General features: G+C 71.8%; 19 protein-coding genes and 1 CRISPR repeat array. Of the genes, 2 read left to right on the top strand and 17 right to left on the bottom strand.

Annotated elements, in window-relative coordinates:
* Positions 1 to 477, bottom strand: a 477-nt coding sequence (locus Mterra_RS05625; protein ID WP_119314283.1) for a maleylpyruvate isomerase N-terminal domain-containing protein, incomplete at its 3' end; no start/stop codon positions are given.
* A gap of 386 nt (positions 478 to 863) precedes the next feature.
* On the opposite strand from Mterra_RS05625, the gene Mterra_RS05620 reads away from it, so the two are divergent.
* Positions 864 to 5,939, top strand: coding sequence for a PAS domain S-box protein (locus tag Mterra_RS05620; RefSeq protein WP_119314282.1), 5,076 nt, complete (start codon positions 864 to 866; stop codon positions 5,937 to 5,939).
* Between the two features lie 238 nt (positions 5,940 to 6,177).
* Here Mterra_RS05620 and cas6e read toward each other — a convergent pair whose 3' ends face one another.
* From cas6e to Mterra_RS05575, 10 genes are all read right to left on the bottom strand, one after another.
* Entirely contained in the window at positions 6,178 to 6,804 is a 627-nt protein-coding gene (cas6e, locus tag Mterra_RS05615) for a type I-E CRISPR-associated protein Cas6/Cse3/CasE (RefSeq protein WP_119314281.1), read from the bottom strand.
* Positions 6,773 to 7,444, bottom strand: coding sequence for a type I-E CRISPR-associated protein Cas5/CasD (cas5e, locus tag Mterra_RS05610; protein WP_119314285.1), 672 nt, complete (start codon positions 7,442 to 7,444; stop codon positions 6,773 to 6,775). The genes cas6e and cas5e overlap by 32 nt, the downstream gene beginning before the upstream one ends.
* Position 7,445: 1 nt before the next feature.
* Complete coding sequence (gene cas7e, locus Mterra_RS05605; RefSeq protein ID WP_119314280.1) at positions 7,446 to 8,612, bottom strand: type I-E CRISPR-associated protein Cas7/Cse4/CasC; 1,167 nt, start codon at positions 8,610 to 8,612, stop codon at positions 7,446 to 7,448.
* Positions 8,613 to 8,620: 8 nt separating this feature from the next.
* Positions 8,621 to 9,121 carry a DUF2939 domain-containing protein gene (locus Mterra_RS23080; protein ID WP_245971535.1) on the bottom strand — a complete coding sequence of 167 codons (501 nt, stop codon included), beginning with the start codon at positions 9,119 to 9,121 and terminating at the stop codon, positions 8,621 to 8,623.
* Positions 9,121 to 9,372: a hypothetical protein gene (locus tag Mterra_RS23075; protein WP_027893605.1), complete on the bottom strand. Its 252-nt coding sequence runs from the start codon at positions 9,370 to 9,372 to the stop codon at positions 9,121 to 9,123. The genes Mterra_RS23080 and Mterra_RS23075 overlap by 1 nt, the downstream gene beginning before the upstream one ends.
* On the bottom strand, positions 9,369 to 9,884 hold the full coding sequence (gene casB / locus Mterra_RS05595; protein ID WP_245971537.1) for a type I-E CRISPR-associated protein Cse2/CasB: 516 nt from the start codon (positions 9,882 to 9,884) through the stop codon (positions 9,369 to 9,371). The genes Mterra_RS23075 and casB overlap by 4 nt, the downstream gene beginning before the upstream one ends.
* Before the next feature lie 5 nt (positions 9,885 to 9,889).
* Positions 9,890 to 11,464 (bottom strand): type I-E CRISPR-associated protein Cse1/CasA, encoded by a 1,575-nt coding sequence (gene casA / locus Mterra_RS05590; RefSeq protein WP_275054069.1) that lies wholly within the window; start codon positions 11,462 to 11,464, stop codon positions 9,890 to 9,892.
* A gap of 8 nt (positions 11,465 to 11,472) precedes the next feature.
* Positions 11,473 to 14,202, bottom strand: coding sequence for a CRISPR-associated helicase Cas3' (cas3, locus tag Mterra_RS05585; protein WP_119314277.1), 2,730 nt, complete (start codon positions 14,200 to 14,202; stop codon positions 11,473 to 11,475).
* A gap of 4 nt (positions 14,203 to 14,206) precedes the next feature.
* Positions 14,207 to 15,244, bottom strand: coding sequence for a helix-turn-helix transcriptional regulator (locus Mterra_RS05580; protein ID WP_119314276.1), 1,038 nt, complete (start codon positions 15,242 to 15,244; stop codon positions 14,207 to 14,209).
* Positions 15,245 to 15,346: 102 nt separating this feature from the next.
* Entirely contained in the window at positions 15,347 to 16,966 is a 1,620-nt protein-coding gene (locus Mterra_RS05575; RefSeq protein WP_119314275.1) for a tetratricopeptide repeat protein, read from the bottom strand.
* Between the two features lie 259 nt (positions 16,967 to 17,225).
* Between Mterra_RS05575 and Mterra_RS05570 the strand changes: the two genes are divergently transcribed.
* Positions 17,226 to 17,684 carry a hypothetical protein gene (locus Mterra_RS05570; protein WP_119314274.1) on the top strand — a complete coding sequence of 153 codons (459 nt, stop codon included), beginning with the start codon at positions 17,226 to 17,228 and terminating at the stop codon, positions 17,682 to 17,684.
* A gap of 45 nt (positions 17,685 to 17,729) precedes the next feature.
* Here the strand turns inward: Mterra_RS05570 and Mterra_RS05565 are convergent, their stop codons facing one another.
* The 6 genes from Mterra_RS05565 to Mterra_RS05540 all read right to left on the bottom strand — a co-directional run bounded on the left by Mterra_RS05565 (position 17,730) and on the right by Mterra_RS05540 (position 25,613).
* Positions 17,730 to 17,924: a hypothetical protein gene (locus Mterra_RS05565; RefSeq protein ID WP_147372563.1), complete on the bottom strand. Its 195-nt coding sequence runs from the start codon at positions 17,922 to 17,924 to the stop codon at positions 17,730 to 17,732.
* 165 nt (positions 17,925 to 18,089) lie between these two features.
* A CRISPR array of direct repeats spans positions 18,090 to 18,544; the repeat unit is 29 nt; unit sequence GTTTTCCCCGCACACGCGGGGATGAACCG.
* 194 nt (positions 18,545 to 18,738) lie between these two features.
* The gene (locus tag Mterra_RS05560) at positions 18,739 to 19,821 is read right to left on the bottom strand and encodes an HD-GYP domain-containing protein (RefSeq protein WP_147372562.1); all 1,083 of its coding nucleotides are present in this window, start codon (positions 19,819 to 19,821) and stop codon (positions 18,739 to 18,741) included.
* 243 nt (positions 19,822 to 20,064) lie between these two features.
* Positions 20,065 to 21,360 carry a nitroreductase family protein gene (locus Mterra_RS05555; protein ID WP_119314271.1) on the bottom strand — a complete coding sequence of 432 codons (1,296 nt, stop codon included), beginning with the start codon at positions 21,358 to 21,360 and terminating at the stop codon, positions 20,065 to 20,067.
* A gap of 21 nt (positions 21,361 to 21,381) precedes the next feature.
* Complete coding sequence (locus Mterra_RS05550) at positions 21,382 to 22,902, bottom strand: YcaO-like family protein (protein WP_119314270.1); 1,521 nt, start codon at positions 22,900 to 22,902, stop codon at positions 21,382 to 21,384.
* Between the two features lie 6 nt (positions 22,903 to 22,908).
* On the bottom strand, positions 22,909 to 24,627 hold the full coding sequence (locus Mterra_RS05545; protein WP_119314269.1) for a hypothetical protein: 1,719 nt from the start codon (positions 24,625 to 24,627) through the stop codon (positions 22,909 to 22,911).
* An 11-nt stretch (positions 24,628 to 24,638) separates the two neighbouring features.
* Positions 24,639 to 25,613 (bottom strand): thiopeptide-type bacteriocin biosynthesis protein, encoded by a 975-nt coding sequence (locus tag Mterra_RS05540; protein WP_338025074.1) that lies wholly within the window; start codon positions 25,611 to 25,613, stop codon positions 24,639 to 24,641.
* Positions 25,614 to 25,793 lie beyond the last annotated feature (180 nt).

Here is a 25,793-nt window from a genome sequence, read left to right as displayed (position 1 = left end):
CTGCAAGTGCCGCTTCTTGAACAGCGCGATCTGCGCGGAGTGCTCGCGCTTGTGGCCGTAGTAGGTGTAGACCAGGAAGTCCTCGAGGTCGTACTCCGCGCCGTACCAGCCCAGCAGGCCGGCCTGGCGGTAGGCCTCCAGCGGGACCCACCGGGCGAGGCCCATGGCCTGGGCGTGCCAGTCCTCGTACTCGTGCAGCACCTCAGCCGGGCTACGGCCCTGGCGCAACGCCACCTGCTCGTCGTTGAAGCGCTCCTGGCCGCGCATCGCGTCGAGGGTGGGGGTGGGGCGGCCCGGGTCGGTGAGGGAGCCGAAGAGCTCGGCCAGGGCCTGCTCGTAGGAGGCGAGGTGGGCCACGACGTCGCGGGCCGACCACACCCCCACCACCCCCCGCACCTCCCAGGCCTCCGCAGGAAACCCCTCGAGGGCCCGCATCAGCGTCAGATGCCCGTACTTCAACACGTCCAGCGCGTGCATACCCACCTCCTCACCCAAATTCGCGGGTCGTGAGCGGACGGATGCTCCGGGAAGCGAGGACGGGTTCCACCCCCGCGGCAGTGACGGTATCCCCTATCTTACCCCCGCGCCCACGCCCTCAGCCAGCCCTCAACTCCCCCACAGCCGGGCCTCAGCCGCCTCGATAAAGCTGCGGCGCGAGCGGCGACCGTTCACGCCCCCTCGAGGCTGCATGCACTCCCCGGACCGCGCCACGCTCGAGCGCACCCTGGAGCCGGCCCGCCTGGGCGCGGCGGGGCCAGCAGGACCTCGAGCTGCGCCTGCGCCGCCACGACGGGCAGTACCGCTGGTTCAGCGTCCACCTGGCCCCGCTCGACGGGGCGGGGTGGGCGGTCACCTGCACCGAGGTGGACGCGCTGCGCCGCGTCCAGGCCGACCTGATCGCCGCGCGCGAGCAGATGGGCGAGGCCTTCTTCGCCCTCGACCGCCACTGGCGCTTCACCTACCTCAACCGCGAGGCCGAGCGCCTGCTGGGGCGCTCGCGCGAGGAGTTGCTGGGCAAGGGCATCTGGGAGGAGTACGCCGACGCGGTGGGCAGCGAGTTCCACCGGCAGTACACCAGGGTCATGCAGGAGGGCATCCCCGCCGCCTTCGAGGCCTACTACCCGCCGCTGGAGACGTGGTTCGAGGTGCACGTGCACCCCGAGGCCGCCGGGCTGGCGGTGCACTTCCGGGCCGTCAACGAGCGCAAGCAGGCCGAGGCCCTGCTCCAGCAGAGCGAGCTCAAGCACCGCCGGCTCTTCGAGACGGTGCCGCTGGGGGTGGTGTACCACGACCGGGAGGGCCGCATCATCTCCGCCAACCCGGCCGCCCAGCGCATCCTGGGGCTGAGCCTCGAGCAGCTCCAGGGCCTGACCTCGCTCGACCCCCGCTGGCGCGCGGTGCGCGAGGACGGCAGCGACTTCCCCGGCGAGGAGCACCCCGCCATGGTGGCCCTCCGCACCGGCCAGCCCGTGCGGGACACGCTGATGGGGGTGTTCCACCCCGGGCTGGGCGAATACCGCTGGATCAGCGTCGACGCCACCCCGCTCTTCGAGGAGGGCGTCTCTCGGCCCGCCCAGGTCTACGCGGTGTTCCGCGACGTCACCGAGCAGCGCAGGGCCCAGCAGGCGGTGCGCGAGAGCGAGAACCGCCTGCGGCTGATCCTCGAGTCCGTGGGCGAGGGGGTCTACGGCATCGACGCCGAGGGGCGGTGCACCTTCATCAACCCCGCCGCCGCCCGCATGCTGGGCTACGCGCCGGAGGAAGTGCTGGGGCAGGACATGCACCGCCTCGTCCACCACGCCCGCCCGGACGGGGAGCCCTACCCGGTGGAGGAGTGCCCCATCCACCGGGCCTTGGGCAGCCTCCAGGGCTGCCGGGTGGAGAACGAGGTGTTCTGGCGCAAGGACGGCACGCCGGTGGCCGTGGAGTACAGCGCCCAGCCCATGATCGAGCAGGGCCAGGTGCGGGGCGCGGTGATCAGCTTCGTAGACGTCACCGAGCGCCGCAGGGCCGAGACGGCGCTGCGCGAGAGCGAGGCCCGCTTCCGCACGATGGCCGACAGCGCCCCGGTCATGATCTGGGTCACCGAGCCCGACGGCTCGTGCAGCTTCCTCAACCAGCCCTGGTACGACTTCACCGGCCAGAGCCCCGAGAACGGCCTGGGCTATGGCTGGCTCGAGGCCGTCCACCCCGACGACCGCGAGCGCTCGGCGCAGGCCTTCCTCGAGGCCAACGCGCGGCACGAGCCCTTCCGGCTGGAGTACCGGCTGCGGCGCAAGGACGGGGAGTACCGCTGGGCCATCGACTCGGCGCGGCCGCGCTTCGGCCCGGGCGGGGAGTTCTTGGGGTACGTCGGCTCGGTCATCGACATCACCGAGCGCCAGCAGACCGAGGAGGCGCTGCGCGAGAGCGAGGCCCGCTTCCGCGCCCTCAGCGAGCACGCGCCCATCGGCATCTACTTCTCCGACCCTACCGGCTACAACCTCTACACCAACCCCCAGGCGCAGAGGATCGGGGGCTACACCCTCGAGCAGGGCCTGGGGCGGGGTTGGGTCGAGTTCATCCACCCTGAAGACCGCGAGCGGGTCATCGCCGAGTGCGGCGCGGCCACCCGGGCCGGGCAGGCCTACGAGATCCGCTACCGCTGGCTGCGGCCCGACGGCACGGTGCGCTCGAGCCGGGTGCTGGGTGTGCCGATCACGGGCGCGGACGGGCGGGTGACGGGCTACGTGGGCACCGTGGAGGACACCACCGAGCGCGAGCGGGCCGAGGAGGCGCTGCGCGACAGCGAGGAGCGCTACCGCAGCCTGGTCGAGGCCACCGCGCAGATCGTGTGGGCCCGCGACGCCTCCGGCCAGTTCGCCGCCGAGCAGCCGGGCTGGGCGGCCTTCACCGGCCAGAGCTTCGAGGAGTACCGGGGCTGGGGCTGGCTGCACGCCGTCCACCCCGACGACCGCGAGCGGGTGTCCCAAACTTGGCGCGAGTGCGTGCGCGAGCAGCGGGTGTACGAGATCGAGTACCTGCTGCGCCGCCACGACGGCGAGTACCGCCACATGCAGGTGCGGGCGGTGCCGGTGCGCGCCCCCGGCGGCGGCGTGCGCGAGTGGGTGGGCATCCACACCGACGTGACCGAGGAGAAGCGGGCCGAGCGGGCCAGCGCCTACCTGGCCGCCATCGTCGAGTCCTCCGTAGACGCGGTCATCAGCAAGGACCTCAGCGGGGTGATCACGAGCTGGAACAAGGGCGCCGAGGCGATGTACGGCTACACCGCCGAGGAGGTGGTGGGCAAGCCGGTGACGGTGATCATCCCGCCCCACCTCGCCGCCGAGGAGGAGGAGATCCTCGCGCGCGTGCGGCGCGGGGAGCGGGTCGCGGAGTACGAGACGCTGCGGCGGCGCAAGGACGGCTTCGACCTGCACGTCTCGCTCACCGTCTCGCCCATCCGCGACCGCGCGGGCCGGGTCGTCGGGGCCTCCAGCATCGCCCGCGACATCACCGAGCGCAAGCTGGAGGAGGAGCGGCTGCGCTTCCTGGACGACGCCAGTGTGGCCCTGGCCTCCAGCCTCGACGTGGAAGAGACCCTGCGCTCCATCGCCCGCCTGGCGGTGCCGCGGCTGGCCGACTGGTGCAGCGTGAGCCTGCCGGGCCCCGACGGGAAGCTCGAGGCCCTCGAAATCGCCCACACCGACCCCGAGCGGGTGCGGCTGGTGCGCGCGCTCTCGATGGAGTACCCCGAAGACCCCACCTCCAGCCCCCAGCTCCTGCGCAGCGGGCGGTCCCTGCTGGTGAGCGAGGTCACCGAGGAGGTGCTTTTGGCCTCCGCCCGCGACGAGCGCCACCTCGAGCTGCTGCGCAAGCTCGAGCTCGGCTCGGCCCTGATCGTGCCCATGATGGTGGGCGGACGGGCGGTGGGGCTGATCGGGCTGGGGATGAGCCGGGGCAAGCGCCGCTTCGACGAGCGCGACCAGGCCCTGGCCGAGGAGCTCGGGCGGCGCGCGGCGGTGGCGCTGGAGCATGCCCGGCTCTACCGGCAGCTCCTGGAGCGCGAGGCCCAGTTCCGCAGCCTCGCCGACTCGCTGCCCCAGCTCTCCTGGATGGCCGACGCCGGCGGCCACGTCTTCTGGTACAACCAGCGCTGGTACGACTACACCGGCGCCACCCCCGAGGAGATGGAGGGCTGGGGCTGGCAGGCCGTGCACGACCCCGAGGTGCTGCCGGAGGTGCTGCAGCGCTGGCAGGCGGCCGTCGAGAGCGGGGAGCCCTTCGAGATGGTCTTCCCCCTGCGCGGGCACGACGGGCGCTACCGCTCCTTCCTCACCCGCGCCGTCCCCCTGCGCGACGAGAAGGGCCGGGTGGTGCGCTGGTTCGGCACCAGCACCGACATCACCCGGCAGATCGAGACCGAGGAAGCGCTGCGCCAGCAGCTCGAGCTCAACGCCACCATCACCAACAACTCGACCCAGGCGCTGTTCATGATGGACGCCCAGGGCTACTGCACCTTCATGAACCCCGCCGCCGAGAAGATGCTGGGCTTCACCTTCGAGGAGATCCGGGCCAAGCCGCTGCACGACATGATCCACCACCACCACCCCGACGGCCGCCCCTACCCCAAGGACGAGTGCCCCATCGACCGCGCCCTGCCGGAGAACTTCGACATCCGCGAGCACGAGGACGTGTTCATCCGCAAGAACGGCGAGTTCTTCCCGGTGCTCGTGGCGGCGAGCCCCATCTTCGACGAGCGGGGCCGGCCGGTCTCCACCGTCATCGAGGTGCGCGACGTCACCGAGCGCAAGCAGGCCGAGGAGGCCCTGCGCGCCTCGGAGCAGCGTTACCGCTCGCTGGTGGAGAACTACCCCGGCGGGGCGGTGATCCTCTTCGACCAGGAGTTGCGCTACCTGCTCGCCGACGGCCTGGGGCTCGCCGACGTGGGCCTCTCGAGCGAGGTGCTGGAGGGCCGCACCGTCTATGAGCTCTTCCCCCCCGACCTCGCCGGGCAGCTCGCCGCGCTCTACCGCCAGGCCCTGGCCGGGGAGCACGCCAGCACCGAGGTGACCTTCGCCGACCGGGTCTACCTGCTGCGCGTCGCGCCCGTGCCCTCCCCCGACGGCGAGGTGCGCCAGGGGCTCGTCTTCACCCAGGACATCACCGAGCTCAAGCGCCTCGAGGCCGAGCTGCGCACCCTCAACGCCGAGCTCGAGGCCCGCGTGGCCCAGCGCACCGCCGAGCTCGAGCGCTCCAACCGCGAGCTCGAGCAATTCGCCTACGTCGCCTCCCACGACCTGCAGGAGCCGTTGCGCATGATCAGCAGCTACGCCCAGCTCCTCGCCCGGCGCTACCGCGGCCGGCTCGACGAGAAGGCCGACCAGTACATCGACTTCGCCGTAGACGGGGCCAACCGCATGCAGAAGCTGATCCAGGACCTGCTGGCCTACTCGCGCGTGGGCACCCACGGCCGCGCGCTCGAGCCCACCGACGCCGGGGAGGTGCTGCGCAAGACGCTCGAGGACCTCCGCCTCGCCATCGAGGAGAGCGGCGCGACGGTGGAGGTCGGCCCCCTGCCCACCGTCCTCGCCGACCGCAGCCAGCTCACCCAGGTCTTCCAGAACCTCCTCGTCAACGCCCTCAAGTTCCGCCACCCCGAGCGCCCGCTCCACCTGCGCGTCGAGGCCGCCCGCCACGACGGCATGTGGCGCTTCATGGTGCAGGACAACGGCATCGGCGTGGAGAGCCAGTACTTCGAGCGCATCTTCGTCATCTTCCAGCGGCTGCACGGCCGGGAGGACTACCCCGGCAGCGGCATCGGGCTGGCGGTGTGCAAGAAGATCGTCGAGCGGCACGGGGGGAAGATCTGGCTCGAGAGCGAGCCGGGCGAGGGAAGCACCTTCTACTTCACGTGGCCGGGGGCGGAGGAGGGCCGGGGGCCGGTAGCGGGGCGGTAGGCGTACGACCGATGTTCAACGCCGAACGCCGATGGCCGAGTACCCGACGCTTTCGGAGGGGCGAGCCAGTGGCTCGCCCTATTCCTGACCCATCCCCGCGCACGCGGGGAAAGTGTGCCGGTCTGACCGTGCGTCATCTGTCGCACCGGTTCATCCCCGCCTGTGCGGGGAAAGCGCGTGACTCTCAGCCGTGGGACTCGGGGGGCCCGCGGAGGCCGCCGGTCTCGCCCCTCACGGCTCACCCCCTGGCGACGGACAGGAGGCCGAAGCCGAGGGCTTTTGCGTGGCCCAGGCCGCCGGTGAGGGTGTTTTTGAACGCCTCGAGGTCGGTGACCCGGAGGCGGCCCTCGTAGAGCACGGCCTGGAGCACGATGGGGCTGCCTCCGGCGTGCTTGAACGTCCTGACCCGCTCGCTCTGCGCGACCGCCGCGCCCAAAACGCTAAAGCCGCCCTTGCCGCCTTGGCGCTCGAGCCACTGTAGCTGCGCTTCGACGTCCTTGAGGCCGTGGCGCTTGCGCTTTTCGGGGTTGTGGGGGTCCTTGCGGGTGACGGTGGGGTTGGCCCGCAGGCGGAAACGCAGCACCTGGCCGGGCCGGAGGTGCTCGAGGGGCACCGGCTTGGACTCGGGCGCCTGGGCGAAGTAGCCGGGGTAGCGCCGCTCGAGCCTCTGCCAATCGGGCATTTCCAGGCTCTGCACCAGGACTGCCGGAACCCTGCCCGCCTCCAGCCGCCACAGGAAGCGGGGCGGGGCCTGGCCCTCGCCGGCGAGGGCGCGGCAGAGGGTGGCGTGGAGCTCGTAGGGGCTGGCGAGGTCGGCGCGGGCCCGGGCGTGGCTACGGTCGGGCCGCAGTCGGCTGAGGTACATGCTTCACCTCCCGGTAGCAGCTCTGGACGTAGCGCGCGGCGAACTTGCGCCGTGCGAAGCTCGAGCGCGGCTGGTCCATGCGCAGGCTGCCCTCCCAGCCCCGGCTCTCGACCACGAAGCGGCGGCTGACCTCCCGCTCGCCCGGCCCCGGGGGCACGAGCAGGGGGTACTGGGTGAGGGCCTGCTCGAGCCCCTCCTCCCGCCAGCCGCCCGGGAGGTAGACCCCGGGGCTGGGCACGTAGGACTTGCGGCCCAGCGCCAGCGGCCAGACCGGGTTCTTCAGCGCCCGGTGGGCGCGTTGCAGCCATTCGACCGCCTCCGGGGCCTCCCCCTCGAGGCCCGCCAGGAACACGGCGTCGGCCAGGTAGTAGCGGCGGGAGATGGTGGTGGCGCCCCGCTCGTCCTGGGCGGTGAGGTAGTCCACGCGCAGCACGCCCTCGCGGTCCACCCGCACGCCCAGGCGGCAGCGGGCCAGGGCCAGCACCGGCTCCTCCTCGGCGCGGTCGACGCCCATCGCCGCGCACAGCAGGCCGATCACGCCGCTCTTGGAGGGCTCGAGGTCGGTGTCGCGCTCGTCGAAGCGCGAGCGGGTGCCCCACGACTGCATGGGGCCCGCCAGGCGCAGCAGCAGGGTGGGCACCTCAGGCCCCCAGGCCGGCCCGCACCTCGGCCAGGGCGCGGCCGACGAGCTCATCCAGGCTCTCCACCGCCTCCCCGAGCCGGCTCTGGGCGTCGGTGAGGTTGAGCACGAAGGTGGGGCCGTTCTGGCCGTAGGCCGCGGCCAGCTTCTCCCACCGGGCCTCGAGCCGCTCGACCGAAGCCTCGGTGAGGCTCTGGTCGCGCGACGGGCGCACGGGCTTCTCGAAGGCGTTGGCGAGGTTGCGCGCGTCGGCGTCCTGGCGCACCGTGACCGCGACGTACTCGGGGTCGTTGTGGGCGGCGAAGCTGTTCTGCTTGCCGCCGGGCTTGGCCTTGACCATCGCCCGCACGAAGGCCTCCAGGCCCCGCAGCATCAGCTCGTCGTCGCCCTGGAGGTTCTCGCGCAGCTTCGCCACGTCGAGCGCCACGTAGCGGTAGAAGCACGAGGAGCCGAACTCCACGGTCCCCAGCATGTCGGCCCCGGCGTTATCCTCGGGTTTGAGGTCGTCCACGGCGGTGTAGAAGTCGAACTCGCGCTCGAGCGCCGCCGTCGAGAGGGCGTGGGCCACCTGGCAGGCGGCCTCCTGGTTGGCCTGGGGCAAGTCGGCGAGCATCCGGCCGAACAGGGCCACGTCCACGGCCTTCCCCCCGTCCAGGACCTTCTCGAGCGCCTTCTTGAGCTCGGGCGGGATCGCGGCCCTGGCCTCCTTCTTCGCGTCCTTGGCCTTCTTCTTCTCCCCCTCCGGCTCGGCCTGCGCGTTGAGGGCGTCCCAGTGCCGGTCGATGAGGCCGGCGACGCGCTCGACCTCGGCCTGGCCCAGGAAGAGCAGGTACTCGGTCTTGCCTTCCTGCGCGTCCTTGACCTTGAGCCCCACGCCGCCCAGCGCGGCGACGGCCTTGTGCAGGCTCTCCGCCTCGGGGCGGCCCCGGGCCTTGAGGGCCCTCACCAGCTCCTCGGTGACGCGCTTGGTGCGGCGGGCCATGTGCTCGGGGGGCACGAGGCCGCCGGCCCGCACGTACTCCCGCGCCGCCCGCTTGAGGCACTGGCTCGAGATGCGCCCCCGGCGAACCCCGCCGAAAAAGGCGTCCTTGGGGCTTCCGGTGTCGTCGCGGTTGAGGTTGGAGGGGGCGAAGTTTTGCAGGATGTGCAGCTCGATCAGGTGTTTCATGGTCGCTCCTATTCGCGTTTGTCGAGGTTGATCTGCAGCCGGACCACCTTCCAGCCCAGGCCCCGGCGCTCCATCACCAGCCCCTCGCCCGGGCTGCCCTCGCGGTGCACCAAAACCTCGGAGAAGCCCCGGCGCTGGACGCCCCAGTCGCGGACGGCCTCGAGGTCGCCCTGCTGGGGGGCTACGCCGGTGCCGACGCTCGCCAGCCCCTCGGGGGTGACGAAGGCGTCCACCAGCCGGTCCACCATCGGGCCGGCCAGCATCAGCCCCAGCGCGCCGAAGCCGGTGTCGTCCTTGCTCGCCTCCTCCAGCAGGAGGCGGTTGAGCTGAGCCTTGAGGCTTTCGCGCACGCGGGGAAAATCGACGTAGCGCTCGAGGGCCGAGGGGTTGTTGCCCTGGATGGCCCGCTGGATGCCCCGCAGGGCCAGGTAGGGCGAGAACCAGGCGTAGGCCAGGGCCAGCACCAGGCCGCCGGCCGCCACGGGAATGAGCAGCTTTCTCGTGTCCACTAGCCCTCCCCCCGCGGCTTGCGGAAGATCACCACGTTGAGGGGGCGGTAGGTGGCCTGAGCACCCCCGAGCGCGCCGAAGCACCCCGGAGGCTCGACGGTGTTGACCGTGTCGATGCGGTAAAACTCCCAGCCCTGCCGGGCCTCGGCGTCCAGCACCCGGCTGAGCAGGTCGGCGGCAGCCGTATCCCGATTCCTGGCGTTTACCTCGATGTCGCGAGGTAGTTGAATCGCTTTGTACTCGTAGTTCATGCCGTGGCCTCCTGACCATGGGTTTCTTCCACTTCCTCCATGGGCCGATAAAAAGCCTGTGCCCACTGCCGCTTGACGGCCTCGAGGTCGTGCTGCCGGTGGATGAGGTCTTGCAGCAGCCGCTCCCAGTTGAGCGGGATCCCCCTCGAGCGCAGCAGGCCCACCAGGTGGCGCAGGTGCTCGGGTAGCTGCCCGTCGTCGGCCTCCAGCAGGGCCAGGAAGCGCCGCTCGGTGGCGGGGGACTCGGACTGCTCGAGGTAGAGGCGCTTGAGGGTGCGCCCCAGGTTCTCCCTGGGGTCGCGGCTGGCCTCGGGGTGGGCGGCGAACAGGCCGGCTACGAGGAAATACAGCCTGCGCCGCTCGGGGCTCAGCCCCACCGTGAAGCGCTCGATGAAAGGGAAGGCGTGGACGTACTCCCCCGGCTCGAAGGACAGGCTATGCCGCAGCCGCGCCAACGCCGCCCGGTCCTCCTGCTCGACGAGCTTTTCCAGGTACGCGATGAACTCTTCCACTTTGCTCAAAACCCACCTCCCCTCCAGGTCAAGCCGTATTCCTCGCGCAATTGCCTGAGCTGCGCGCAGAACATCCCCTGGGCCCGCGCCGCCGCCTTCAGGGCCCGAACCCCGCCGCCGGTGCTGCGGACGGTGATGTCCCAGGCGTCGTCGGCCGCCTCGACGAGCCACTCGGCCCACTGCTGCTCGACCCTCTGCTCGTTGTAGTCCTCCCGCAGCCCCTCCAGCAGCTCATAGAAGCGCCGCTCGAGGCGGGCCCAGTACACCAGCCGGGCCGGGAAGCCCTGGACCAGGCGGCTCACGTCCTCCGCGGCGGCGGTGCGCCCGCCCGGGGCCAGGAGCTCGGCGGCCAGGAGGCGGCAGGCGGAATTGAGGTGGCCCCAAACGCCGTCGGCCTCGAGCAGCAGCCCCTCGACCGTCTTGCGCACGTCGCGCCGGCCCAGGACGGGCTCGGGCAGCCGCCGGGCCTCCGAGCGCCAGAGCTCGAGCTTGCCCTGGTCGTTCATCTGCCCGTAGACCTCGACCACCAGCCCACGCCTGGGCCGGCGGGTGCGCTCGAGCTCGCCGAACGTGGCGATGGCCCACTCGATCACGGCGGGGACCCGGTCGGCGCGCTCGCCCTGCCTGTGGGGCAGCAGGGCGGTGAAGTCGCGCCACAGGGCGCGGTCCTTGCTCAGGCCCAGCGGCAGGAGGCCCAGCTTGGCGTTGCGCGGGATCCGGTAGGCCACCAGGGCATCGAAGCCGAAGTCAACGGGCCGGACGCCCGAGGCGTAGGCGAAGTTCCGCACGCCCACCTCCCCGCAGAAGGTCTCGGGGAAAAGCCGCACCGAGCGCGAGCGCCAGGTGTAGCGGTGGACGAGCCCCCGGGGCCTTTCCGAGGGGTCGCCCTGCAGGTAGGCGACGCCCGGGGGTTCGGCCTCCCAGACGGCCTCGTCGGCGGCGTGCTCCGCCGGGGGGTAGCCCACGAGGTTGAGGCACAAGGTCTGGTGCAGGTCGTCGCCCTGGACCAGGGTGTGGGCGGCGGTGGCCGCCGGCGCGGCGGGCGCGGAGGTGATGAAGCGCTTGATCAGCCCGCCCAAGCAGAAAGCCTGGTGCTCGAGCACCAGCCGCGCGGCCTGCGCCGGGGTGATCCAGCTACCGGGGTTCTCGGGCGCGTTCTCGCGCTTGGCGTAGTTGAACAGCGGGCTGGTGTTGCCGCTGCCGAACTCGGCCGAAAGGCGGCTCCAGTGCTGGGTGTAGCCCTCGGAGGGCATCTCGGGCACCTGGTAGAAGGGGTAGCGCGGGTGGAAGAGGTCGAAGCGGTCGTGGAAGCGCTCGAGGTAAGCCTCGATCGCCCCGGCCGGGAAGCCCTCCCGCAGCCACCGGGCGTTGTCCTTCGGGCTCGTCGGGCCCCGCAGCGCCCGGTGGAGCACCGCCAGCAGGAAGCGGTACAAAGCCACGACCTCGAGCGGGTTCTCGCTCTCGATGCGGCCGTAGGCGGCCGCGTTGGTCAGCGCCTCCCTCAAGCCGACCTCGCGGAGGCTGCCCGCCATGTCCCGGACGGGGATCCAAGGCTCTGAGCGCAGATCGAAGCTGTACAAGCCATCACCTAGCCTTTCTGCTTGTGGTAGACGAGCCCTAAGGTCGCGTCGAGCTCGACCTCCGTGTTGCCGTAGCCGGCCCGCCCCCCCTTCAGGACCAGGGGGTAGCAGTTGCGCAGCAACGGGTGCTCCTGCCAGCTCCGCGGGCGCCCGGCCTTCGAGAGCTCCGCTACCAAGTCCGCGCGGGAGATGCTCAGGTTCTGCAGGTAGAGCTTCTTCGCCAGGCACCAGCGCCCCTCGAGCGACTCCTCGAGCCCGAACCTCACCCCCGCGCACTCGAAACTCCCCCCGCCCAGGTCGTGGACGGGGATAACGCTCACGCTGGGGTCGCCCAGGCGGGTCGCCGCCAGCAGGGCCCGGTGCTTCTCGGGGTTTTCCTCGGGGTCGTGCTGCTCGAGTGCGGGCACCCTCAGCCAGGAGCCGTCGAAGGGCAGGCCGACGAAGGCCTGGGCCGCCTGCGCCCGGTCCTGCCGGCCCTGGTTTTCCCGCGCGGGGGTGGCCTCGAGGATGGCCGCCTCCAGGCTTTCCGGGATGCCTCGCAGGAGCCCCGGCCCGTACACGGCCTCCACCAAAGGGTCGATGTCGCCGGGCAGCTCGAGCCCGGCGCGTTCGCGCAACAGCGCGTAGGTGCGCAGGAGGATCGCCCGGTCGTAGACGCTCTCCCAGTAGAGCTTCTTGCCGGGGAGGTACTCGGCGTGCTGGAAGTCGGGGACCTCGGCCTCCTGCGCCAGGCCCATCACGTGGAGCACCGGCCGGGCCTGGTTGGGGGCGCGGTCGGCGCGGTCGTGCCGCCACAGCCGCCCGGCGCGTTGCAGGACGAGGTCGGCGGGGGCGAGGTCGGTGAACATCACGTCGAAGTCGAGGTCGAGGGACTGCTCCAGGACCTGCGTCCCTACCAGGACGGCCCTGGCCGGGCGGCGGCCCTGCTTGCCGAACAGGCCGAGGACGCCCTCCTCGAGCCGCTGGCGCTGCTCGGCGGGGTAACGCGCGTGGAAGAGGAGGAGCTCGACGCCCTGGGCCCGGGCGGGCCCCTCGAGCGCCCGGTACAGCTGCTGGGCCCGCTCGACCGTGTTGACGATGCAGGCCGTGCAGCCGCCTTCGGCCACGCTGGCGAGCACCTCCGGGACCACCTGGGCGAAGCCGGCGGGGAGGGCCTGGAGCCGGAGCGCGACCCGCCGATTGGGGTCGGCCTCGAAGCTCACGGCCTCCACCCGGCCCCCGGCCACCTTGAACACCCGCGGGTAGGGGACACTCTCGGGAACCCCGCCCGCGCCGTAGGCCCGCAGCAGGGCTTCGCGCCGCTCTTTAGGCAGGGTCGCGCTCATCACGATGGCGCTCGAGCCCAGCGCGTAGAGCCAGCTCAGCAGCGCCTCGATCAGGCGGCTGGTGTAGGTGTCGTAGGCGTGGACCTCGTCGATGACGACCGTGCGGTTGCCCAGGCCCCACATCCGCACGAAGTTGTGCTTGAGCGGCAGCACCGCCAGCAGGGCCTGGTCGATGGTCCCTACCCCGTACTCGGAGAGCTGGGCCCGCTTCTTGCTGGAGAACCACTCCTGCGCGCTCACGGCGGGGCGGGAGCCGGGGGTTTTGCCCTCGTCCACGGCCCGCAGCCGGAGCTGGGCGTAGCCGTCGTTGAGCAGGGCGGCCCCGTGCAGGAGCTGCAGGTCTACCGGCTCGCTGCGGCCCATCCCTTCCAGGAAGCCCGCCGTGCGCTCGAACATGGCGTTGCCGGTGGCCCGGGTGGGCAAGGCCACGTACATCCCGCGGTGCCCCAAGTCCTGCTGCAGACGGAGGTGGCCGTAGAACGCGGCCTCGGTCTTGCCCTCGCCCATGGGGGCTTCGATCAGGAGCAGCGTGGGCTCGCCGCACCCCTCCAGCAGCCCGGCCACGGCTCGCTGCAGGGGACGCGGGGCGTAGGTCTTGCCCTTCTTGTCGAAGGGCACCTGCTCGAAGGGGAGCTTTTCCGGCCTGAGGGGCCTGCGCTCCCGCCAGCCGATGCGGTCGAGGGCCGCGTGGGCCTTGGCTAAGGCCTCGCGGTAGTAGCTCCCCAGGCAGCCCACCGGCGCGACGAAGCCGAAGAAGTCCTGGCTCGAGCCGATCCAATCCGCGAAGCTGGTGAGCCCGGCCAGGCGGTAGAAGCCCGCCCCGCCGAGCTCCGAAACCCCCGGCGCGTCCTCGGGGCCGGCCCCGAAGAGCTCGAGCACCGCCTCGACGAGCTCACGCCGCACGGCCTGCCAGGGGCCACTGCCCAGCTCGAGGTCGCCCACGGCCTCCAGTTCGGCCGGTGAAGCCCGCAGGCCGTGGTGGCAGCCCACGGCGTCGGCGGCCTGCCGGAGCAAATCGTAGGCCAGGGCCGCGCGAAGGGGGTGTTCCTCCTCCTCCAGCGCCAACTGGCTGATGAAGCCGTGAGGCACGTACTCCGGCTCCTTACGCCAGGTGAGGCCCTGTTCCCTCACCCGCGCCGCCCCCGGCCCCCACAGGGCCTGGAAGGCGGGGCTGGCCTTGCCCAGGTCGTGCAGGGCGATCAGGCTCAGCAGCCAGGGCCGGGCCCGGGCGTAGTCGGCGTAGCCCAGGTCCCGGGCGTACAGCTCGCGGGTGCGCCGGGGCTCGCGTTCCAGGATCGCCTCGGCGCAGGCGGCCACGTCGAGCATGTGGTGCAGGAGGGGATGCCACGCGCCGTCGTCCCGCTCGCGGTCGCTCTTGCCCCACAGGGCCTTAGCAGCCTCCGAAAGCCTCATGGCCTCACCATCCCGCCCCGCCGCGACAAATCCCGTCGCCGGGCGTCATCCCCCCGTACTCGCCGAGCACCTGCCGGGCCTCCTCGAGCCACTTCTGCCGGAGGTTTTCCGGCCCCAGCACCTCCACCCTGGGCCCCCAACCCTGCACCCAGGACAAAATCTCCAGGGGAAAGCCCTCGTTATCGGTGCCCACCGTGAAGCGCGCCTCGAGGCCCCCCTCCGGCAGCTCCAGCAACTCCATGTCGGGGTAGCCGCCCTCGCGCAGGCGGTAGGCGGCCTCCGGCCTGAAGCGCAGGCGCACCTCGACCGGCTCTCCCCCGCTGCCGCCCACCACGCCCCAGGCGTCGGACAGGTAGCGGCGCGGGTCGAAGTCGGCGGGGATGCTGTAGGCCCCCGCCTCGCCGACGGGGCGGATGCGGCTCATGCGGTTGAGCTTGTAGGTGCGCAGCTTGCGGTGGTAGCCCCGCTCGTACCCGATGACGTAGACCCCCAGGTTGAGGCGGGAGACCTCGACGAAGTAGACCTCGACCTCGTTGCGCCGGGCCTGCCCCGAGCCGCCGGGCTTGCGGTAGTAGAACTCGATGGCCTGCTGGCGGAACCAGGCCTCGGCCACCTTGCCCAGCGCGTCGCCCTCGTCCAGGCGGCGGGAGAGGCGGCGCTTGAGGTCCTCGGTGCTGCGGATCGCCACGCCCTGCGCGGGCTCGGGCATGCGGCGGGCCAGCTTGAGGAGGGCCTCGAGGTAGAGCGCGTTGTGCCCCGGGGCGTGGTGGTAGAGCATCCGCAGGGCGCTGTGCGTGACCAGTGCCTCCACCGGGCTGAGGTCTTCGGAAGCCAGCAGCCGGTAGCGCGGGGGCCGGGCGCGCTCGTCCAGCGGCACCGCCCCCAGGTCGCCGAGGTAGCGCTGGGCGGTGCGCACGTGCACCCCCAGCGCCCGCGCCAGCTCCGCCGCGGTGTAGGGCCTCGCCAGCAGCCACAGCCGGGCCTCGCCGAGGCGCCGGGCCTTCTCGTGGGTGGCGGGTTCCTGTCGCGCGGTTTTTCCCATGCTCGCTCGAACTCCAGGCTCTGGCCCGGAGCATAGCGACAGGACACCCAGCAAGTGTCCATTCAGGTGTTGGGTGTTATGGAACTATCAAGATGCTTGCGCCTAATGCGCTAAAAGTGAGCCCTCGAGCTGCTGACGCCGCTCCTCGACCCAGTTGCTGTAGATGCCCTCCAGGAAGAGCCCCTTGGCGCGGGCCGCGGGGTCGTCCATGTTGTAGACCCAGTGGGCGTCGGGGTCGAGGCGCAGGGAGCCGCCCTCGCTGCGGACGCTGTGGGGCCAGCCCAGCGCCCGGCGCAGCTTGGCGACGTTCTCCCACAACGACTTGTAGGCCTGGCGGCGCCCCTCCGGCGTGGCCGGGGCCTGGGGGTAGAGCGCCTCGAGCAAGGCGTCCATGCTCTGCTCCCCCTCGCCCTCGAGCAAGAACGCCAGCAACTCCGCCGGTCGCCCGGTCGGCTTGAGGGGTACGGGCCGCCCGTTGACCTTCACCCGCAGCAGCCCCGCCGCCCAGACCTCGACCCTGGCCCGGGTGCGGGGCTCGAGCACCGGCCCCGCCGGGGTGAGCCGGGCGAAGAGCTCCGGGAAGCACAGCGCCTCCTCCCGGCTCCACAGGCTGGGCAGCTTGAAGCCCTCCAGCCGCACCGCCTCGCCCCGCCGCCGCGCCAGCTCGGCCCGCACCACCGCCACCAGGAAGCGCCCGCGCTCCTTGAGGTGCGCCGCCCGGCCCACGGCCTCCCGCGCCCCCTCCTCGTCGCCCAGCAGCAGCCGCGTGGCCGCGACGTCGGCGTAGAGCCACCCCGAGGCGGGGACCTCGAGCTCGAGCGCCTGCTGAAAATAGCCCAGCGCCTCCGCCGGACGGCCCGACAGCCGCGAGGTGTGGCCCAGCCCCCACAGGGCCTGCTGGCGGTCGTCGGCCTCCCGCGCCGCGCGCAGGGCCTCGTCGTAGCAGGCCAGGGCCCGGGGCCACTCGCCCAGGATGCGCCGGGCCGCCCCCAGGCCGCACAGCGCCCGGGCCCGGATCGCGCGCGCGGCGGGCTTGCGGCTGAGCTGCTCGGCCTCGAGCAGGTGCGCCTCGGCCTCGGCGGGCGTGTCGAGCGCGGTGATGCCCAGGTTGTAGTGGGCCCACGCGAGGTAGTAGGGGTCGTTGCGCAGGTGCGCCAGTGCCTCCGACCAGCGGGTGCGCGCCGCGGGCACCCGGCCTGCGGCGTGCAGGTAGCCGCCCTCTTCGATCAGGCAGCGCCCCAGGGCCTCGCGGGTGAGGTGCTGCTTGGCCCGCGCGAAGGCCTCCTCCCAGCCGGGCCGGCCGAGATGGGCCAACGCCTCGGCCCGGGTCCGCCAGTACAGGCCCTTCTCGCCCAAGCCGTCAGCGCGCAGCGCCTCGAGCCGCCCCAGCGCCTCCTCCGCCCGCCCCAGCCGCAGGAGCGCCCAGGCGTGGTAGAGCTCGAGCGCGGGGGTCGGGGAGGCGAAACCCCGGCAGAAGGCCAGCAGCGCCCTAGGCTCCCGCACCCGGCACAGCGCCTGGGCGTAGAGCTCGGCCGCCTGGGCGTCGGCGCGGAACCAGCCCTCGGGGAGGAGGGGGAACAGCGCCGCCACCACCTGGCGCTGCGCCTCGAGCGTGCGGGCCTGGGCGAAAGCCGTCGCCAGCGTCCGGGTCGCGAGGTCCAGACGCCCCGTGTTCACCAGTTGCCGCAAGGTGGCCTCGAGGTCCGCCAAAAGCGTTTTCATGTCGCGGAGGAATTGTACCCAATTCACGGGGAAAACCCCGCCCTAAGTGCATTAAACAGCTTGATGGTTTTGAGGGTGCTAAAGTACGCCGGTACAGTCATAGAGCCTGGGGAGGTGAAGCAGAAAGTGCTCGAGGTTGTCATACCTCCCGATGAATACGTCACGTTAAGCCAGCTACGAGTGATCGAAGCAGCTACCAGGAGAGCCAACCAGCTAGGCATTCAGGTACAGGTCTTGCGAGTGAGGTAGGCAGGAGTCTATGAGCCGGTATAGCGAGAAAAGGGCAGAGGTCACTCTTCGCGGGGAGTTAATCCTGATAGACCACAGTTGCTTGCTCCCCAACGGCATGTGGGGTGCCTGCCCACCCCACGTGGTGCTGAGCGCTCACATCACGGACGAGGAGTTGGGCGGGCGTCTGGTGGCCGTACTGCAAGCAACGCGGTATCTGAAAGAGTTCGATCGTTCGATTCCAGACTACGAGACGGCCGTACCTGGGCTCCTCGGCTGTAAGAATTACAGGGAATTCCTCAAGGGTGCGTTATTTTGCGGTGTAAGCCTCGAGGGTAATGCTTTGCGCTTTTACCCATCGGTTAACCAGGGGCCACGAATGGGGTTTGTATTCAAGCCGCTGTCCGAAACCGTCACCCTCCCCTTCCCGAGCGACTTCGAGCCCATCGGAAGGACGCTTCGGGAGGTTCTTGCTTCCAGGTGTGAGTAGTGGTGTTGTTTTGTGTGCTAAAGCGAGGCCTGCCCCCTCAAACCCCTACCCCCCCGTGCCAGTCTTGACGTCGTCGCCGTCCGCCACCACCGCGGGCGGCGTGGGCCCACCCGCCACGCCCCACGGCTGCGCCAGCGCGAGCAGCGCCAGCACAACGCCCAGGCAAACCCCTCCTTTCCCCAGTACCCGGAGCCACTTGCCGATACCACCCTTCGTGCGGAACGCATGGGTCTTTCCCATGGCCCGCAGGGTGCGCCCGGCACGCGACAGAACCTGTCGCACCAGAGGCACGCCCGAGAGTGCTAGGATGACCAAAGCAACCGGGCACGTTGCACGGCACCTTGACAGGCAGGCCTCGAGACACTTCCGGGGCTCGAGGGGGAGTTTTATCCGTTAGAACCAAGTGTTTTCCCCGCACACGCGGGGATGAACCGAGGTAGACCGTGCCCCGGTCGAAGCCGTAGCGGTTTTCCCCGCACACGCGGGGATGAACCGTCTAACTCGAGCTTGCTTATCATCGACCATCGGTTTTCCCCGCACACGCGGGGATGAACCGATCGAGCCGATGAACGCGGCGTTGCGGGAGCGTTTTCCCCGCACACGCGGGGATGAACCGAGCTCCTGTACGTGGGGGAGGAGACCACAGATGTTTTCCCCGCACACGCGGGGATGAACCGCCCATCGCGCCGCCCACCAGTGCGGCGACGAGGTTTTCCCCGCACACGCGGGGATGAACCGGCGTGGATGCGCTTGCCGTTGGAGAACTCCACGTTTTCCCCGCACACGCGGGGATGAACCCACTACCTCTCCACCCGCAAGACCTACGCACTTGTTTTCCCCGCACACGCGGGGATGAACCGGTCCGACAGATGAGGCGGGGTCGGACCGGCGCGCTTTCCCCACGCACGTGGGGATAGATCAAAAATAGGGCGAGCCAGTGGCTCGCCCCTACGAAAGCGCTGGGCTTTAGGCGTTCGGCTATCAGCTATCGGCGTTGGGCGTTGGGCGTTCGGCGTCCGGCATTCGACACTCAGCTAACCGCCCGGAGCTACGCTCAATTCGCCCGCTGGCTCTCGAGCCCCATGCTGCGAACCTCGAACACCGGCACCTCGTGGTAAAGGGGCGGCGGGACCCCCTCCGTCTGGACGCGGCCCTCCTGGACGAGTTGCAGCAGAGCCTCGACCACCTGCGGGTCGAACTGGCTGCCCGCGTTGCGCTGGAGTTCGGCGAGCGCCTCGGGGACGGAGCTCGGCTCCCGGTAGGGGCGGCGGCTGGTGAGCACCTCGAAGACGTCGGCGACGGCGAGGATGCGGCCGAAGAGGGGGATGGCCTCCCCGGCCAGCCCCCGGGGGTAGCCCTTCCCGTCCCAGCGCTCGTGGTGCGCGCGCACCCCCTCGGCGATGGTGGCGAACTCGGGCGAGGCCGAGAGCAGGATCTGGGCCCCCAAGTCGGCGTGGCGCTGCACCTCGCGGTACTCCTCGGCGGTGAGCTTGCCCGGCTTGCGCAGGATGTACTCGGGGATGCCCACCTTGCCCAGGTCGTGCAGCAGGCCCGCCCACCACAGCGTCTCGAGGTCGTGGCCCTCGACCCCCAGCCGCTTGCCCAGCTCGTGGGCGTGGTAGGCCACCCGCTCGCAGTGGCCGCCGGTCTGCTCGTCGCGCTCGGCCACTATCGCGGCCAGGGTGCGCAGGGTGTTGCCGTAGCCGCGGGCCAGCCGCTCGGCCAGCTCCCGCGTGGCCCGTAAGCTGCGCCGCAGCCGCTCGAAGACCAGCCCCGCGCCGCCCCCGACGGCGCAGTAGATGAGCGCCCGCACCAACCACCCCCCGTCGGGCTGCCCCCCGGCCGCCGCGAGCGAGGCCTGCTGGTACGGCCCCATCAGCACCCCGGCCAGCAGCCCCACCGCCGTCGCCACGCCGGCCCCGCTGCCCGCCGCGGCCAGCAGGATCGGGCCGTACATCAGGTGGACGAAGGGGTTGGGGGTGCCCCCGGTGACGGAGACCACGTAAACCACCGCGAGCAGCGACAAGGCCACAACCGCCAGGTGCGCGAGGCGGTAGAGGCCGGTCGGTTCCCACACGAGCTGGAGCCATGCCTGGGGCTTAACCTGGGTTGCGTCGCTGCCGGTGGAATGCACCACGAACCGACCTCCTCGAGCAAACGGTATTAGAACCAACTATAACCCACGCTGGAAAGCCTACATGGTTCATGGCAGGCGCACTGCCGTCGTCGCTACAGGTCTCGACCCGCGACACGGCCGCACCGTGAGGGTGAGCACCCCGGCGGGCTGTTTGAGGACCCGGGGCCACGGCAGGCATGCTCGCCGAACGTGACCACGTCTACGCCTGGACTGGGCGAAGGCGGTCGGAAGTCGGGGCTGCGCTCACAGCATCAGGGGCACGGCCAGCGTGCACGGTCGGTCCTTGCCGACGAGCACCTGGTACAGCGCGGCGTGCGAGGTGCGCTCGAGGCCCAGCAGCCGGTCGACGTAGGCCTCGTCGAAGCTGAGGGAGGGGCGCGCGAACAGGCCGGACGCCGCGGCGGCGAGGCTGAGGTAGTGTGCCACGGCCCCGGCCGTCGTGTGGACCGCGCGGAAGGCGCCCATCCCGTGGCGGTGGATCGGCGCGGTGTCGCCGCTGACGAACCAGACCGTCGAGCAGTTGCGCGCCTGGAAGCCGGGGGGCATGAACAAGGCCCGGTGCCACTCGCTCGAGGCGGGCAGCTCAGCCTGCAAGCGCAGGCCCTGGGAAACGGCGTCCCAGCGGTACACGCCGGGGTCGAAGCCCTCGGCCCTGAGGATCAGCGCGTGAACCGCCCAGCCCCTTCCGGGGATAGCACGGATCACCTGCTCGAACACCGCCACGCTTTCCCGCGACTGCGGCTGTGGGACGGGCCATACCCCATTGGGGCCGCCTGCCGAGTGGCGGGCGTAGATCACTTCGCGCAGGTCGTGGCCGAGGGTGCCGCCCGGGACAACCCGTACGGGCGGGGAGTCCTCGAGCAGCCAGCACACCGGCATCTCCTCCAGCGGTGGCCAGGTGAACTCCGGCAACCCCTCGAAGGTGCAGCGCAGCGGGCGCCCCAGCGCGCCGCTGACGGTACAGACCTGGGCGGCCGCGTGGCCCGCCGCCAGCAGGCACAGCCGCGCGGCGAAGTCGCCGTAGATCGAGCGCAGCCGTTGTGGGAGGGTGGTGAGCAACCAGCCGCCGCCGAGGCCCGGCCGTCGCTCGAGCAGTTCCCAGACCAGCGGGGCGAAGGCGGCGCAGGGCGTGGACGCCAGGGAGTGACGGCGCGGGTCGTAGCGGTACAGGCCCGGGGGGAGGTCGCCGCCCCGCGTGAAGAAGTAGAGCTCGGTCGTTCCCTTGCAGCGTGGCGCAGGAGCGGGCCGGTGGTAGGGGTAGCGGTCCGCCGGCTCGTAGCGGGAGAAGCCGAGGCTGAGGTGGGCGATGGTAGCAACCTCGACCAGGCTGGGGGTCGAGGCAGGATGATCCGGCCGGGAGCGCGGCTCCAGGGCATCGCCGAGGGTGCCGAGGTCGGCGACCAGGCGGTGAGGCAGCGGGTGTTCAGCGGCGTGCGGCGGGAGCGGGGGGAACAACTTGGCCTCGTCGTGGGTCTCGTTGCGGTCGGCGGTTTGTTTTAAGTAGGTCGTGCGGAAGTGCAGGGCAGGGGCACTGACCATAAGACCTCCTTTCCGGGCGCCTCAGGCGAACGGGTGGGGCCACGCCGTGCGCCGCCGGGGCAACAGGTGGTAGCGCTCCAGCCCTGCGCCGTAGTGGATGGGGATGAGCCCCGGCACCAGCGCCCGCACGCAGCGCAGGCCCAGCCGGCGCAGGACGGGCGTGGTCTGGTCTACGGCGATCAGCTCGAGCCCGTGGCGCTCGAGCAGCGCGACCAGCTCGCCGAAGGGGCCCGGCGGGTGACCGCCGGGGGGCGGCTGCTCCCCGCTCCCTACGTGCAGTAAGGGCTCGAAGCGCGGCCGGGCCGAGGGCGGCCAGTGGGCCAGCAGGTGGTCGGTGATGTCCGTGACGTCCTCGGGGTGGTGGGCCAGGTGGGCCGCGCGGCGCCGCTCATCCGGGGTTAGGCTGCGGGCCAGCTCCACCAGGCTCAGCAGCTCGAAGAGGGCCTGTTCGCAGGCACCGGCCCAGGTGAAGCGAGCGGCGCTGGCGCAGAGCGTGTGGCCTTCCCCACCGGCGCGGCAGGACTCGGCCACGGCCACCAGAGCGGGGATATCCCCGAGCCGCCCCGCAGCGAAGAGGTGAAGCCGGTAGCCCAGCGCGTCCAGGCGGTCGAGCAGGGCCAGGGCCGTGCGGCTGAGCCCGCCCAGCGAGGACAGGCCCAGGCGGGGGACCGGTTCCACCCCGTACCACCAGCGCATCGCCGCGTCCCGCTCGAACAGCTCGAGCGTGGCGTAGGCGGTGGCCTCCTCCAGGCTCCTCCCGACCGCGCAGCCGCTGGAGGTGCCCACGACGAGGGTAGCGGCACGGTAGAAGGCGGCGCTCTCCTCCACCCAGAGCGGCCGCTGGGCGGTGAAGGAGAAGCCCTCGACCCAGGTGTAGGGGCGCTCGGGGTCGAAGGGCCGGCAGGGGAAGCCGGGACGCCGGTACTGCTCGGGGGCGTACAGGCCCAGCCTCCGGGGGTCCAAAGCCTCGTCCCCCAGCTCGGCCCAGGTAGCCTGGACGCGGCGGCGGTCGTCCTGGACGTGTAGCCCGGCCTGGCGCTCCAGCGCCTCGAGGACCGCCACCAGGCGGGCTTTGCGGTAATTGGCGCTGCGGCCACCACCCCACACGGCCTGCCGGCTGCTGTAAGCGGCGAGCTGGGCCGCGGCGTAGGCGAAGGTGGCCCTGGAGTAGTCGGAGTACAGGCTCAGCAGGGGACCGACCTGGGGGTGTACCAGCTCGAGGGGGGTGAAGTCGGGGAGGGGGCCGCGCTCGAGCGGGGCCTGAGCGTTCCAGGCGGGAGATGGCGCCGGGACCGGTGGCGCGCCGCCCCACAGCCGCACCCGCTCCACGCCGGCCGCCCGGGGGTCGAGCACGAACGCGGCGGCGGGCTCCTCGGCGGCGGCCCGCTCAAGGTGCTCGAGCAGCTCCGCCAGCGCAGGGAAGGCTTCCACGCCGCCCGAGCACGAGGGCGGGGTGTGGCTCTCCCCCAGCGCCGCGTCGAGCGCCGTGGAGCTGAGGATCAGGTTCCCGCCGGCGCAGGTCAGACGGACGCGACCCTCCACGGCCCCTTACCCCCGCTCCGCCCGGCCCACGTACAGGCCCTCAGCCCGCAGGAAGGGATGCCACCCGGCACACACGCCAGGCCCAGGCCTCGCCTCGAGCCAGTCCTCCCAGGAGGGGCTGTCCTCCAGCGGCTCGGGAAGGATCAGCGGGTGGGTCCCTGGGGTGCTGGCCGCTGCTGCCGGCCAGTCCTCCAGGGTTTGGGCCTGGCCCAGGCTGTGCAGCACGGCGGTCTTGAGCGCCTCGGCCAGCGTGCGCCCGGCGGCGGTCACCCAGGTGACGGCGGTCCGCAGCGTGACCACGGGGATCGGGCCGGGGGGTTCCAACGCCGTCCATAGCTGCGGCTGGAGGCCGTAGCGCAGGGTCAGGGAGCGCCACCAGAAGCTGCCTTCGGGGTCCAGGCACGACACCGCCGCCTCGGCGGGCCAGGGTGTGCCCGGCTCGCCCCGCTCGAGGACCTGCCGCCGGGCCGCGTCGAGCAGGGCCAGACCCAGGGCCTCGGCCTCGCTGGTGCCGGCGGTCCAGCCGGGATCCCCGCCGCCCAGTGCCTGGGCTACCCCGCCCAGAAGCGCCTGTAGCCGGGCCCGCCGGGGGCTGCTCCCGGCGTACACCGCCGCCCGGTCCGGGGTTGTCCGCAGGCGCACCGCCCACAAGTTGACGGGCAGTTGGGGCAGGTCCTCGGGGTCCAGGCTGTGCAGGACCCCGCTGAAGGGGCTGACCAGGCGGGCGAACAGCGGCCGCTTCTCCAGGTCGTCCTCGCCCTCGAGGGCATAGCCGGGGCCCGGGAGGCAGCGCCCGCAGTCCGCCCGTGGCAGCAGGGGGTGGAAGGTGTCGCCGAGCTGCTCGCTGTCGATGCGGACCAGGCCCCGCTCGAGCGCAGTCGGCAGTTGTGCCAGGTGCTTGAAGATCTCCACCGCCGCCCGGGCCCCGGCGATGCCGAAGGCGGTGGCGGTGTCGCGCGGCGGGTCGGCCGGCTCGAGGCGGCCGAGCACGCAGTCCAGGCAGGTCCCTCCCGGGAAGAGCGGCCCCAAAGCCGCCCAGGCGCTGCTGAGCACGACGGGCACGAAGGCCGTGTGGGGCCAGCGTTGGCGCAGGAAGGCCTCCCACTGCGCCCGCACCTGGGCCACCGTTCCTACGGCCACCACCAGGTCGGGCGGCGGGCCGGGGCTGAAGGGCAGCTCGAGGGTGATCTCCCAGCCGAGTTCGGGGTCGAGCCCGGCTTGCCGGGCGAGGGATTCTCGGTGGGCCTGCGCGAAGGGGTCGCCCGGCGGAAGCTGGAGCCGGCCGCGGCACACGCCCGCCTTCCACAAAGCCGGCGCAAGCACCCGCACCGCCGAACCCCCGCCCAGCACCCACACCCGCTTACGGCGCAACGCCAGGAAACGCCGCACCGCGCCGTCGCCCAGGGTCTCCAGGTAGTTGAGCGAAGGCCCGTAGTGCCGGGTGAGCCAGTCGGGGAGGGCGAGGCCCTGGACGTCGCTGTGGTCGCGCACGGCCGCGACTCCCTGCAGGGAGTGGAGGAGTTCGCGGACCACCCGTTGCTGCTCGGGGCGCAGCGGGCGGGTGAGCTGCTCGAGGGAGTGCTTCCCGTCCAGGTAAGGTGCCAGGCGCTCGAACAGGCGCAGGGTGGCCTGGCCGCGGTAGAGGTAGGCCTTGCCGTCGACGGCGAGCCTCATGCCGTCGGGGGCGGGTTCGACGTAGACGTCCGGTCGCAGCTTGGGGTACATGGGGTCTCCTTTCACTCGGGCCGGGTCGAGCGGTAGCGGGCCTCGGCGATGAGCAGGTGCTCGAGCCAGGCGAAGGCCATGCGGTTCCAGTGGAAGAGCGTGCAGGCGGCGGCAATGCCCCGCAGGCCGCGCTCGAGCCGTCCCTCCCGGTTGAGGCCCTGGAGGGCCTGGCCCCAGGCCCGCAGCCCGGCCAGGGCCTCCTGCGCGCACGGGACCAACCGGCGGAACGAGGCCTCCAACGCCTCGTCGGGCTGGAGGTGCAGTTGCTGCAAGACCCCCGCCAGCCGCCGCACCCGCTCCTCCAGCCCCTCCGCCGAGCCCGGCCGCAGGGTGCGCACCCTGCGCCAGACGTCCCACTGCTCGAAGGCGTCGAGCCCCAGGGCCCGCAGCATCAGCTCGGACCAGAGGTGGGAGGCCAGGTAGCGGTCGGGGCCGCCGAGGGCGTGGGCGGCCAGGGCCACCCTCGCGTCGGCGCAGAACATGCGGTGGGTGGCCTCGAGGGCGGCCCGCCCTCCGAACAGGCCTTCCTCGGGCTCGTACACCGTGGGCACGGCCCGGAAAAGCCCCTGAGCCTCCAGGTCGGCGAGCCCGCGCTCGAGGCGGGCCGCGACCTCGCCCGCCTCGGCGAGGTCGCTTGGCCGCAGGCGCAGCCGCACGTGCGGGCCGCCGTCGCTCTTGAGCATGAACCAGTGCCCCTCGATCAGGCCCTCGCGCTCGAGCGGCTCGAGCAGGCGGCCCCGCACCTCGGACAAGCCCCTGAACGGGTCGTCGGCGTACAGCCGCCACTGCCACCACGGCTGGGGGGCGGGCACGGCGGCTTCGTCCAGCCCGGGGTCGGGCCGGGCGGGGCCGGCCAGCAGGGCGTACAGGACCAGCTCGTCGGGCGGCAGGCCCAGCAGCTCGGCGCTGGCGTCTTCCAGGAAGCTCCCGAGCACCGTGGCCCGCATCCCCAGGGCCGCCGCGCCGAGCAGCAGGTTCTGGGCCATGTGCCCCGACTCCTGGAGGGCGAAGCGGTAGGCCCGGTCGCCGTACTTCTCCACCGCCCGCGAGCGGGGCCGGGCCCCCCGGGCCTTCGTGCTGGCCCCCACCCGCGAGCTCGCGCTGCAGGTGGCGAAGGAGCTGGAGTGGATCGCCCGCGACCTGGCGGTCGTGACGGTCTACGGCGG

Source organism: Calidithermus terrae (genome assembly GCF_003574345.1).
GTDB classification, from domain to species: domain Bacteria; phylum Deinococcota; class Deinococci; order Deinococcales; family Thermaceae; genus Calidithermus; species Calidithermus chliarophilus.
This window is presented reverse-complemented; position numbering and strand designations above follow the sequence as displayed.